Annotated in this window: 11 protein-coding genes; 8 read left to right on the top strand and 3 right to left on the bottom strand. The window is 47.1% G+C overall.

The window, feature by feature from the left end; translation table 11 throughout:
• Window positions 1-13: 13 nt before the first annotated feature.
• Both ACFQ45_RS13300 and galU read left to right on the top strand, forming a co-directional pair.
• Window positions 14-1,300, top strand: a complete 1,287-nt coding sequence (locus ACFQ45_RS13300) for an MFS transporter (RefSeq protein WP_377368480.1) — start codon at window positions 14-16, stop codon at window positions 1,298-1,300.
• 393 nt (window positions 1,301-1,693) lie between these two features.
• The gene (gene galU, locus ACFQ45_RS13295; RefSeq protein ID WP_377368478.1) at window positions 1,694-2,521 is read left to right on the top strand and encodes a UTP--glucose-1-phosphate uridylyltransferase GalU; all 828 of its coding nucleotides are present in this window, start codon (window positions 1,694-1,696) and stop codon (window positions 2,519-2,521) included.
• 75 nt (window positions 2,522-2,596) lie between these two features.
• On the opposite strand, the gene ACFQ45_RS13290 is transcribed toward galU, so the two are convergent.
• Window positions 2,597-3,388: an inositol monophosphatase family protein gene (locus ACFQ45_RS13290; RefSeq protein WP_377368476.1), complete on the bottom strand. Its 792-nt coding sequence runs from the start codon at window positions 3,386-3,388 to the stop codon at window positions 2,597-2,599.
• Window positions 3,389-3,625: 237 nt separating this feature from the next.
• Here ACFQ45_RS13290 and ACFQ45_RS13285 point away from each other — a divergent pair, with 237 nt between their 5' ends.
• Window positions 3,626-4,345, top strand: coding sequence for an RNA methyltransferase (locus ACFQ45_RS13285; protein WP_377368474.1), 720 nt, complete (start codon window positions 3,626-3,628; stop codon window positions 4,343-4,345).
• A gap of 103 nt (window positions 4,346-4,448) precedes the next feature.
• Here the strand turns inward: ACFQ45_RS13285 and ACFQ45_RS13280 are convergent, their stop codons facing one another.
• A complete protein-coding gene (locus ACFQ45_RS13280) occupies window positions 4,449-5,123 on the bottom strand; it encodes a response regulator transcription factor (protein ID WP_377368472.1) in 675 nt (224 codons plus the stop codon).
• 430 nt (window positions 5,124-5,553) lie between these two features.
• Between ACFQ45_RS13280 and ACFQ45_RS13275 the strand changes: the two genes are divergently transcribed.
• The 5 genes from ACFQ45_RS13275 to ACFQ45_RS13255 all read left to right on the top strand — a co-directional run bounded on the left by ACFQ45_RS13275 (window position 5,554) and on the right by ACFQ45_RS13255 (window position 10,554).
• Entirely contained in the window at window positions 5,554-6,093 is a 540-nt protein-coding gene (locus tag ACFQ45_RS13275) for a fimbrial protein (RefSeq protein ID WP_377368470.1), read from the top strand.
• Window positions 6,094-6,175: 82 nt separating this feature from the next.
• Complete coding sequence (locus ACFQ45_RS13270; protein ID WP_377368468.1) at window positions 6,176-6,892, top strand: fimbrial biogenesis chaperone; 717 nt, start codon at window positions 6,176-6,178, stop codon at window positions 6,890-6,892.
• A 59-nt stretch (window positions 6,893-6,951) separates the two neighbouring features.
• Window positions 6,952-8,739, top strand: coding sequence for a fimbria/pilus outer membrane usher protein (locus ACFQ45_RS13265; protein WP_377368466.1), 1,788 nt, complete (start codon window positions 6,952-6,954; stop codon window positions 8,737-8,739).
• Between the two features lie 4 nt (window positions 8,740-8,743).
• Window positions 8,744-9,532: a fimbria/pilus outer membrane usher protein gene (locus tag ACFQ45_RS13260; RefSeq protein WP_377368464.1), complete on the top strand. Its 789-nt coding sequence runs from the start codon at window positions 8,744-8,746 to the stop codon at window positions 9,530-9,532.
• On the top strand, window positions 9,523-10,554 hold the full coding sequence (locus ACFQ45_RS13255; protein ID WP_377368462.1) for a fimbrial protein: 1,032 nt from the start codon (window positions 9,523-9,525) through the stop codon (window positions 10,552-10,554). Before ACFQ45_RS13260 ends, ACFQ45_RS13255 begins: the two co-directional genes overlap by 10 nt.
• A gap of 113 nt (window positions 10,555-10,667) precedes the next feature.
• Here the strand turns inward: ACFQ45_RS13255 and gndA are convergent, their stop codons facing one another.
• Entirely contained in the window at window positions 10,668-12,194 is a 1,527-nt protein-coding gene (gndA, locus tag ACFQ45_RS13250; protein ID WP_377368460.1) for an NADP-dependent phosphogluconate dehydrogenase, read from the bottom strand.
• Window positions 12,195-12,410: the final 216 nt, after the last annotated feature.

Raw genomic sequence — 12,410 nt, 5'->3', positions numbered from 1 at the left:
TCGGACGTAATTAATGCTCAAGCAAACCTTGTTGCCAATTTGGAGTCTTTTGTTTGGTGTGGCCATCATCACCATGGCAAGTGCACTGCAAAGCTCTTTGATTGGTATTCGTGCCTCTATTGAGTCGTTTAACACCACAGCCACTGGTTTGATTATGTCATCCTATTATGTGGGCTTTATCTTGGGGTCTTTGTTGGTACCAAGATGGGTGAAAAACGTTGGTCATATTCGAGTGTTTGCGGCGGTAGCGTCCTTGGCATCTATTACCATCTTGATGCAGTCTGTGGTGGTAGACCCTTGGTTCTGGATGTTGATGCGTATGGGAACCGGCTTGTGTTACGCAGGCTTGTTCATCGTGACCGAGAGCTGGTTAAACGCTATCGCCAGTAATACCACCCGTGGGCGTTTATTTTCGATTTATATTATTGAGATCTGGGCCAGCCAAACCCTAGGCCAGTTCTTACTGAATGCGGCCTCTCCAAGCGGATACGATTTGTTTATCCTTACCTCGGTACTGATTTCCATGGCTTTGGTGCCCTTGCTGTTGGTGCGAACGCCATCGCCAACCATTGAGGTACCAGAAAAGCTCAATTTGCTAGGCTTGATCAAGACGGCACCGTTAGGGGTGACGGGGGCCTTTGTGGCAGGGGTGACCTCTGGCGCCTTGCTGGGCTTAGGGGCTCTGTATGCCAAGTCTATCGGACTTAATATTGCTGAAATCTCCTTGTTCATTGGTGCCAGTTATGTGGGGGGGATGTTATTGCAATGGCCCATTGGTATGTTGTCAGACCGCCAAGATCGGCGTGTGACGATTTTGTTGGTGGGCATAATAGGCGCGATTACCGCTATGATCGTTCCTTTGGGTAACGCCAATGGAAGCTTTGTCTTGATGATGGTGGGGATGTTCTTTGTTGGGGCGTTTACTTTCCCCATGTACGCTCTTTCTTCCTCTCATATGAATGATCAGCTGCGCCCAGAGCAAGTCTTATCAGCAAGTAGTGGCTTGATCCTTTTAAATGGTGCCGGAGGGGTATTAGGGCCGTTAATTGCATCTGCGGTGATGGATATTTTCCGTATAGATGCTTTATTTATGTTTATCGCGCTGATGAACCTATCGGTGGCCCTATTTGCTATTTACCGCATTCAAAACAAACCACCAATGATTATCGAAGAGCAGGGGGACCACGTTCACGTGGGCTTGAGTGTCTCTTCGGTTGTGGCTGCGGAAATGTTGGTGGACGCAGATTCCAGTTCACCTGCCCCAGAGCCAGAATCCAATGAAGTTGAGATTAAGTTGTAATCTCGATCTGTTCTTATTTTGCCCCTTGTCTTTATAAAGTAAGGGGCGCCTTCCTAAAAATGGGCTATATGTCCTGAATGCGCATCAGCGAAACTATTTGTTGCGCATTTTTTTCCAAACGGTAGCACACCTCATTGGCGTGCTAGGTTACTATTTTGATGAAAGGTTTAGCGAAATGAGTTGCGGTTAGGGCTCATGTTGTATGTGATGTAACTGGCATGTAATGTGCTTGAGTAAAGACGTTAAAATCGAAAGTCGCTACAAATCAATGAAAAGGGTTTTATTGGTTTGCGTTCGGGTGATTCAAAATGTCACTTGATCAATGTTATTCTTAAGTGGTCTGCCGTGCTTTATTTTTTGGCGACCAACGCATCGGTTCTAAAAGGAAAAATTATGATTCGTAAATGTTTGTTCCCTGTTGCTGGCTATGGAACGCGCTTTTTGCCTGCTACTAAGTCTATGCCTAAAGAAATGCTACCTGTCGTGAATAAGCCGTTGGTGCAGTACGGTGTTGAGGAAGCGGTAGAAGCGGGATTGGACAATGTTACCTTTGTTACAGGTCGAGGTAAGCGTGCTATTGCAGACCATTTCGATATCAGCTACGAGCTTGAGCATCAAATTGCTGGTACAGCAAAAGAAGAGTACCTAGAGGGTATTCGTGGCTTGATTGATAACGTTAACTTCTCATTCACTCGTCAGCACAACATGCTGGGCTTGGGCCATGCCATCTTAACTGGTGAGCCGTTGATTGGTGATGAAGCTTTTGGTGTCGTGTTGGCGGATGATTTATGCATCGGTGAAGACGGCGAGAGTGTGATGGCGCAAATGGTAAAACTGTACAAACAGTTCCGTTGTTCTATCGTGGCCATTCAAGAAGTGCCAGAAGAAGAAGTACATAAATACGGTGTGATCGCTGGTGATTCCATGATGGAAGGCTTGTTCCGCGTGACGGACATGGTGGAGAAGCCTAAGAAAGAAGATGCACCGTCTAACTTGGCGATCATTGGTCGTTACATTTTGACCCCAGATATTTTTGACAAAATCCGTGAAACACCCCCAGGTGCTAATGGCGAAGTTCAAATCACGGATGCTATCTTGCGCCAAGCGAAAGAAGGTTGTGTCTTGGCTTACAAATTCAAGGGACGTCGTTTTGACTGTGGTAGTGTTGAAGGTTTCGTTGATGCCACTAACTACTGCTTTGAAAACTTCTACAAAGCTTAATTGGTAGCTTGTTGTGTACGAAAAAGCCAGCAGATTTTGCTGGCTTTTTTATGTTTTTCAAATGCTTAGGGCATTTTATTTGTTCAAGTGCTTGTTTAATAATGGTAACAAAGACTTGAATAGACGTGGGTTCGCACACAAAACGTTCCCGCTTTCGTAGTTTGGTGACCCATCAAAACCAGCAAACAGGCAACCTGCTTCTTTGGCAATGAACAAAGGTGCTTGTACTTCCCACTCACGTAATTCTAGACCCCATGCAGCATCTAGGCGACCTGCAGCAACGTTGGCAAGCATTAATGCTGGCGCATCGTGAAGTACCGCACGGGCACCTTTCATTGCGAGTTCGTTAAGGGCTGCGAATTGGCCTGTTGCGTAATCGATAGTGGTTTCAGTGCCTGGGAACTGAGAGCCTAGTGTTGTGCCCTCTAGAGAACGGGCAGCACCAGTACGGATGCGAGAGTTATTTAGGTAAGCGCCACGACCTTTGCTGGCGTAGAATTCGTCACGGGTTGTCGGATTTAGGACAACGGCGTGTTCCACTTTACCTGCAACCACATAGCTCATTGTGATCACGTAGCCAGATAGCCCTCGTGAGAACAAGTGTTGCCCTTGGATAGCGTCAACAATCCACTCACCTTCAGTACCTTCTTGTACTGTGCCTTGTAGACGTGTGGTGATGGTGTCAGCTGGGTAGGCTTTTGCCAAATGGTGAACGATAGTCTTTTCCGCGCCAGTACAAACGTTGTTGTACACTTCTGTTGCACTTTGACCTTGTTCTTTGTCGAACAAGAATTTTTCTTGAGCGTGGATGATGAAGTCGGCAGCAGTACGCGCTGCTTTCATAGCGACGTTAATTCGAGGTTGCATAAGATACCAATGTTGAACCAATAGGGCAGCCTCTGCCTGATAAGGCAGGAAGTTGCAGTTAAAGTGTTAAAGAGCGAAATGGGCTTTTGGCCGCATATTATGGGCGCGAATTCTAGCGGAATTAGTGCGGCTTATCCAGTTAAAAAATGGTTAAATTCTGTTCAAAATACACGCAACCTAAAATTCTTTGATACCATACCCTTTTTCGACTGACAGAATTTAGGTGTAACTCATCTTATGCAACAAAACGTTAAAATCGTCTTAGTAAATACCTCCCATCCGGGCAATATTGGCGGTGCCGCGCGTGCTATGAAAAACATGGGGTTGAGCGATTTAGTGTTGGTCGAACCCAAGCTCTTTCCCCATGAAGAGGCCACAAGCCGAGCGTCTGGAGCGACGGATATTCTTGAAAATGCCACGGTTGTCGCAACGCTTGAAGAAGCCATTGCAGAGTGTCAGTTGGTGATTGGCACCAGTGCTCGCGAGCGTCATATTCCATGGCCTTTGGTGGATCCTCGCCAAGCGGCAAATCTTGTGTTTGAAGAGTCTCTTAATACGGCTTTTGTGTTTGGTCGTGAAGATCGTGGGTTAACTAATGAAGAGTTGCAGCGCTGTCATTACCATGTGCATATCCCATCCGTCGAAGGCTTTAGCTCGCTAAACTTGGCAGCGGCAGTACAGGTTATTGCTTATGAATTACGTATGCAGGAGCTGAGCTTAAAAGACGCGCCCATTGTGAAGAGTAAATGGGATGTGCCCGCTGCCACGTCAGAGCAGGTGGACTTCCTATTGGACCATTTAGAAAAAGTGCTGGGTGATATTGAATTCTTAGATCCTAAAGCCCCGCGTCAAGTCATGACTCGCTTTCGTCGCTTGTTTCAGCGCTCCAAGCTGGACCAGCAAGAAGTGGGGATGCTACGTGGCATGTTGACGTCGATTGAGCGCCAAGCAAAGTAATCTTTTATGTTTGGGGGCATGCCCCTGACTGAACGAAAATGATCCTTGTAAGTTAAGCCTAAGGCCTGATATCGACCTGCTAGTGAAATCAGGTCGTTGAGCTTTATGGCTTAACTTGCTTGGCTCTTTTCATGACTTTGAATAAGCCATTATTAGAGGATACTCCAAGCTTGCGAAAGGCACTGTTTTTCTGGGTGCTGATAGTTTTGACGCTACGATTAAATTTTGCAGCAATTTCAGATATGGTCATTCCAGTCAAAAAGCAGCGTATCACCTCCTGCTCACGGGCAGACAAGGTCGACAGTAACGGATGAGCATTGTCGTAGGATCCTTTTGAAGAGAGTTTGTTTTTGTAATTCGTCTCAGACAGTTTGTAAGACATTTCCGAGCTCAAATACGTGACGTTAGAGGCCACTTGTCGAATCGCTTTTGGGAAGTTTGAGAGACCTTCGTTTTTACTGATAAAACCGTGAGCTCCCACTCTGAGTATCAGTGATACGTTAGCAAGAGTGTCATGGGCAGAAAGAACCAATATTCGACAATTTGGGAAACGTGTTCGAAAAGAGCGAATAAGTGATACACCATCAAGCTCTTTATGACCCAGAACAAAATCCAACAGCAAGACGTCAATGGAGGTGCTACCCGCTGCCTGCATCAACTCGTGGCTGCTCTCAAAATCACCAACAATCTCTATATCTGGGAACTTATTAAGGTAATGGATTAGGCCCTGACGAACAACTTCATGGTCGTCAAGTAACGCAACACGTATAGGCTTCATGGTGTTCAGCTGTAATGATGGCAGGAGTGAGACCCAAGAGGCTTTTCATAAGATTAGAAGCTCCAGGGTAGCTTAAAATAGCTACTACATTAATCAAACGTCATTTGTGAGCACAATAACAAAATAGCCCACCAATTCTGGTTTTACTCGTACAAAATCGCTCAATAAAGGGCTGGGCTCTCGTGGAAATGGGCTGATTCGTCTTCAAGCTTGGCTTGCAAAAGCACCTTGTCTATAAGGTCTGCTAATGGCAATTTAAGAACAGTCCTATATTTTTCTGCTGCCATTCTTAATAGATTAGCGCTTGAGGTTGCAGCGCTTTTCTCAAGCTGTCTGTGGCCTATGTACAAGTAGGATGTACTAGCCCCCCCTCATGCTTTTCCCCTTACTTGCGCCATAACGTTATCTAGTTGATAGGATATGTGAGCAAATGAATAAGAGTAAACTTACTGCGGTCTTAGTTTTGGCGGCTGCTTCGATGACTGCCCAGGCCAGTGATGGCACCATTACGTTTTCTGGCCAAATAACCGATAAGACGTGCACCATCTCAACACCAGGTGGTGGTGATTTTGCGGTTAACCTTCCGACAATGTCTATGAATTCTCTAGCAAGTGCTGGAGCCGTTGCTGGTCGTACGCCTTTTTCAATTAATCTTAGTGATTGCAGCTCTGGTAGTGTGGCAACTTACTTTGAGCCTGGCGCTACGGTTGACTTTGAAACGGGTCGTTTGAATAACCAAGCGTCCACTGACGCAGCCAGCAATGTGCAATTGCAGTTGTTAGGAGACAATAGCCAGTTCTTGCCAATTAAAGCTGCTGGGGTGGATGTTGCTCAGGATAATTCCCAATGGGTTACTGTGGGAGAGGATGGCAGCGCCACCCTTAACTACTACGCTGAGTATTACGCAACAGGTGCTGCCACTCCTGGTGATGTCGCCAGTAGTATCAAGTACACCGTAATCTACAATTGATTTAACGTCTTTAATGCGTTGATTGGCGCTTTTGCTAGTCAACGCATTGCTTCACCTAATACTTACCATTCTAGGTTTATCAATGAACGTATCGCTCTTAAGAGTGCTCTTGTTGTCAGTGCTCACGCTTCTTTTTTGCCAAAAAGTTTTCGCCAGTGTTGTGGTGAATGGCACTCGAATTATTTATCCAGCAGAGTCCCGAGAAGTGACGGTAAAGCTGGATAATCTTGGAGACTCTCCTTCATTGGTACAGGCTTGGGTGGATGATGGCGATGTGAATCAAACAGCGGATAACAGTGATGCGCCATTCTTTCTTACCCCTCCGGTTAGTCGCGTTGAGTCGGGGCGGAGTCAGACTCTACGAATCCTATTTACCGGAACCTCGTTGCCCTCTGATCAAGAGTCGGTGTTCTGGCTCAATGTGCTAGAGGTGCCGCCATCGCCCGAATCAGCTACAGGCAGTGAGAATTACTTGCAGGTCGCGTTTCGTTCGCGTCTCAAGCTCTTTTACAGACCGAAGGGCTTATCGGGGAATGCCAATAATGCCCCAGCATTACTGCGTTGGCGGCTAGTGGATGATCGCTTGCAAGTAGAAAACCCCAGTGACTACCACATATCGTTCACTGAAATTCGAGCTTTAACAGATCAGAGTGAGGTCATCCTTGACGACAAAGGGCTAATGATCGCGCCAAAACAAACTATGGAGTTTGTTGTTCCCAGATCTGCAGAGCGGTTGCGCTTCATTACCGTGAATGACTATGGCGGCCGGGTTCAACATGAGACTCGTTTAGATAGTTGAGCCACACCGTAATACTGTTATCAGGGAAGTATGAGAAGTAAACGAGAGAGGGAGTAGGCATGGATTGCCATCTTAAGTCGAGTCAGTTGATGATTTGTTTGTTGGTCAATGGATTGACCTTTACTAACTTGATACATGCCTCTTCTGACAATTCCGATTCTAATGGTCGACTTCCATCGAAAGTAGATGTGGAAGTGGCCCGTGCCCCGAAACAAGTGCAGTTTGACTCAAGCTTTCTGTCTGGCCAAGCCAAAAGTATTGACTTAACTGCTTTTGAGCATGGAAATCCTGTGTTGGCAGGTACCTATATGGTCGATGTCTACCTCAATGGGGCTTGGCAGGGACGTCGCAATTTGCATTTTAAAGGTGATGCCCAGGGGCGTGTTGATGCTTGTGTGACTTTGCCCATGTTAATCGAAATGGGGGTGGACAGCGAAGCAGTACAAGCCTCCATGCCTTCATCATCTTCTGATGCTCTCAGTTGTATGCCATTGCAGCAACGAATAAGCAGTGCCTTTGGTGTCTACGACAGTGGTAATTTGCGCTATGACATCAGTATTCCCCAAGCATTTATGCGTCGTGAAGCGCGTGGTTATGTCAGTCCTATGTTGTGGGACCGCGGTATCGATGCGGGTTTTATTGGTTACAGTGCTAGCTCAACTGCTAGTAAGAGTCGCATGGCAGGGGGGCAAAGCCGGAGTAACAGTTATTTAGGGTTGAATACCGGCTTCAATTTCGCAGGTTGGCAGTTTCGTCATGACTCTAACTTCACTTGGAGTGATGACAAAGACGGGGGTTCTGAATGGCAAGGTATCGCTACCTATGCTCAACGTGGCCTTCCAGAATTAGAAGGCATGTTGACCATTGGTGAAGCGTTTACTGGCGGTGGGCTGTTCGATTCAATTGGCTATCGTGGTGTTAACCTGACCACAGATGATCGTATGCAACCTGACTCTCTGCGGGGCTATGCTCCGGTTGTTCGAGGTATTGCCCAAACCAATGCTCGCGTTGAAGTGCGACAGAACGACCTGCTTATCTATTCAACAACCGTTTCCCCAGGTAGCTTTGTCATTGATGATTTATACGCCACGGGTTACGGCGGGGATTTGGATGTCAGTATCATTGAAGTAGATGGTCGGCGAAGTGAATTCAAGGTGCCGTTTAGCTCTGTGCCGCAAATGCTGAGGGAGGGGGTATCCCGGTATTCCCTGACAGCTGGGCAGGTCCGTGGCCTTCAAGTGAGTGATGAGCCTTGGCTATTACAGGGGACTTATCAACGGGGCGTGAATAATCAGGTCACCATGTTTAGTGGCAGTGAAATGAGTGAAGGCTATATGTCATTGCTATTTGGTGGTGCCCTGTCCACCCCAATTGGTGCTGTGTCTATGGATTTTACCTTGGCACGTACAGACCTCGGAGATTATGGTCATCATACAGGGAACAGTGTGCGATTGGGTTACAGTAAATTGCTCGATGCGACTGAAACCAACCTGACCTTAGCGGCTTACCGTTACTCAACCGAAGGTTTTTATAGCTTACGTGATGCCGTATACAGTCGTGACCTTGAATCCAGAGGTATAAACCCTATTGCTCAAGGTCGTCAAAAAAGCCAGCTTCAATTAACCCTGAATCAATCGTTAGGTGATCGTTTTGGCAATTTATACATAACAGGGTCGAAACGGGATTTTTACAACAGAAGCGGTACTGCGAAGCAATATCAAGTGGGTTATAACAATGCTTTAGGCTCAGTCAACATGGGCTTTTCTGTTATGCATACCAGTGGATCTGGTCGCTCTGATAACCAGTATTTACTGTCATTTAGTACTCCATTGGGGGGGGGGCAGTAGTCCGATGTCCATGCAGCTTGATTTTGGCGCTCGTGAACACGGAGGTTACGAGAATGCTCGCGTGGGCATTAATGGCTCAGCGGGGGAGAACAATGATCTGAGTTACGGGGTAGCTCTATCGGACTCTCAGTCAAGCGGATCCAGTGTGTCTGGTAATTTAGGCTATCGCAGCCGTTATTCAGCATTGAATGCTACCTATAGCCATACCTCTGACTACCAACAAGTGTCGGTAGGGGCAAACGGTAGTGTGGTATTGCATTCTGGTGGTGTGACTCTCGCCCCACAACGTGGGGACACCATGGTGCTAGTGGAAGCCCCTGGGGCTGAAAATGCACTGGTGTCGAATTCTTCCGGTGCACGGGTAAACCGTGATGGCTATGCGGTCGTGCCGTATGTTTCACCTTACCGACTTAATACCATCAGCCTAGACCCTCGGGGAATGGCCCATGATGTTGAGCTTGAAAGCACCAGTCAAGTAATAGCTCCTTATGCAGGGGCAATCAGCCACCTTCGATATGAAACCCGCAAAGGCAATGCATTATTAATCCAAATCCGTAATGCCGATGAGTATGGCTTGCCCTTTGGCGCTCAAATTAAGGATGAACAAGGCCAACTTGTGGGGATGGTCAGTCAAGGGCATCGTCTCTATGTGCGTAGCGAGCAAATGCAAGGTCGATTGTTAGTGGAATGGGGAAGCCACGCTGATCAACATTGTTATGTGGATTATCAAGTGCCATCAGATGCCGATGCGTCACAGAGAGGATTTATACAATTGGAGGCTTTATGCCGTTGATGTTAGCTCGTAAGAATCAAGCTTTGGTTGCTTTTTGCACGGCCTTATGTGTTCAGCAGGCCAGCGCAGCTTGTGAGCTCTACGATGATGATTTTGTCTGGCAGGATATCGCCATGGACCTTGGGCAAGTCGTTGTTCTTCCCAATACTCCGGTTGGTGGTGTGATTAAGGAGGTGATTGAACCGATTAATCGTAGTAGTGGTTATGATTTATATTGTGATGATTCGGGTGGCTCGAGGTTGTACCGTTTTATCAATGCGGCACAGCAAGTGGCTGTGCCAGGTTTTGATAATGTTTACTCTACGGATGTGGAAGGAATAGGGGTTCGAGCGTTTCGACGTACGAGCATAGACGCTTACTTCCCTGGTACACGTCCCATTAATCCAAATGACATTGGGGGGTTCTCTAGGAAGCACGTAACATCAGGGCAATTTGTGGTTCAGTTGATTAAAACATCGGAAAACCCCGGCTCAGGGCGGATTGTGCCTAATGGACGTTTCACAAGTTATCACTATGATGGCAGTCCAAATATTCCAATGCTGACTTCATCATTTTTTGGGACTGGGGCGACCGTTATCAGTCCTAGCTGTGAGGTAGAGGCTGGCAGTCGCAATATCGCAGTGGACTTTGGTGATGTGGCCAATATCGATTTCAATGGCGTTGGCTCTTATGTTGGGGGGCGTGATTTTGAAATCCGTTTAACTTGCCAAGGCGGTACGATCGACTCCTATAAGGTAAACATTCGCATAGACGCTGAGCAAGACGCTTCAAACATGCCAGGGGTACTAAAATTAAATAACGTGGCTGATAGCGCAACGGGGGTCGGTATTCAGATTGTGCAGCGTGATGGAAGTGCTGAGAAGGAAATACATTTTAACCAGGGTATCAATCTAGGTAGTGCCCAAACAGACTCTAGTGATTTAGTCCTGCCTCTTCGTGCCCGTTACGTGCAAACTGAATCCGGTCGTGTGGGAGCGGGGGTTGCCAATGGTTATGCGACATTTACGATTGAATACCCATAAGTAGATAACTCGGTCCCGCGCACCTTTTGTGACAATGACTGTGTTCGTATCCAAAGGATATGTGAATAAAAAACCCGCTTAAAAGCGGGTTTTTTATTAGTTGGTTCAGAGGTTTACTTCATTTTCGTCTCTGGACGACCATCTTGTTGCCAATGAGTGTGGAACTTCTCACCTGGCTCAGCATCGACACGCTCGTAAGTGTGGGCACCGAAGTAATCACGCTGGGCTTGTAGCAAGTTGGCTGGCAATACTTCAGAGCGGTAGCCGTCGAAGTAGGCCAAGGCAGAGTAGAAGGAAGGTGTTGGGATGCCTGATTGGGCAGCTAACACAACGGCTTCACGAAGGCCTTTTTGCTTTTCTGCCATGGCAGTTGCGAAGTATTCGTCCAGCAATAGGTTCTCTAGGTCGTGGTTCTTCTCAAATGCATCGGCGATTTTCTGAAGGAAAGATGCGCGGATGATACAGCCGCCACGCCAAATCTTAGCAACGCCGGTGAAGTTTAACGTCCAGTCGTATTCTTTTTGTGCCGCACGCATCAGCTGGAAACCTTGGGCGTAAGCACAGATTTTGGCACAGTACAGGGCGTTTTCGATGGCTTGTTCAACGGCTTCTGCGTCGATTTCAGCGGTATCGATGTCGGCAGTTAGGAAGCTTGCTGCTTTTTCACGCTCTGCAGTTAAGGTACTTAGAGCGCGTGCGTAGACTGATTCACTTATGATGCCAGCCGGTACACCCATTTGTGTGGCGCTGATAGAGGTCCAACGACCAGTACCTTTTTGACCTGCGCTGTCTAGGATCATGTCTACCAGTGGCGCACCAGTTTTGGCGTCATACTGCTGGAGGATGTCAGCTGTGATTTCAACAAGGTAGCTGTTTAGGATGCCTTGATTCCACTTCTCGAACAGCTTGCCGATTTCTTCTGGCTCGTAGCCAAGAAGTGAGCGAAGCAGGTGGTAGGCTTCACAAATCAGCTGCATGTCAGCGTATTCGATTCCGTTATGAACCATTTTGACATAATGACCTGCGCCATTAGGTCCTAGGTAGGCAGTACAAGGTTCACCCTCTGTTACTGGTTGACCTGGAGTGCGTGTCTCGATTGGTTTGCCGTTTTCGTCAACTTTCGCAGCAACGGCTTCCCACATTGGTTGTAGGTATTTCCAAGAGTCTGCATCACCACCAGGCATCAATGATGGACCAAAGCGTGCTCCGACTTCGCCACCAGATACGGCGGTGCCAAAGAATTTGAATTTTTCTTTGTATTCACTTTCACGGCGAATGGTGTCAGTCCATTGGCTGTTGCCACAATCCACAACGATGTCATCAGGCTCTAGTCCTGCATCAATTAGGTTTTTGCAAACAGCGTCAACAGGTGCGCCAGCAGGGACAAGCACTACCACAACACGTGGCGTCACCAGCATGTCGAGCATTTGCTTTAAGTTGTCACAACCAATGATTCTCGCGTCTTGGACAGAATCTGGGCGTTCTTTTGCTTCAGTATCTAGAACGTCCTGAACTTTGTCTGTATCGAGATCAAAACCTGCAACGCGATAACCATGGTCAGCTAGGTTAAGAGCAAGGTTTTTGCCCATGACACCAAGTCCAACGAATCCGATGTTGCAGCTCTGATTCACGTTTTGCATAGCTTAAGGTCTACCTTTGTTGAAAACAGGGGGAAGGTTAGAAAGAATCCTACCACGAAGCAGGCACAGTTAGCCTGCCGATTGGGAGAGGTAAAAGTTTAACTATTATGAAATTTATTATTGTGATGGGGATTTTAGACGAGTATGACGACAATTTCGACCCACAATTACGCAATAATATATTGGCTTTAACGATAGTTATCCTTTATGTCCTCT

Source organism: Rhodanobacter aciditrophus (assembly GCF_042679525.1).
Lineage (GTDB): Bacteria > Pseudomonadota > Gammaproteobacteria > Pseudomonadales > Marinomonadaceae > Marinomonas > Marinomonas aciditrophus.
This window is presented reverse-complemented; position numbering and strand designations above follow the sequence as displayed.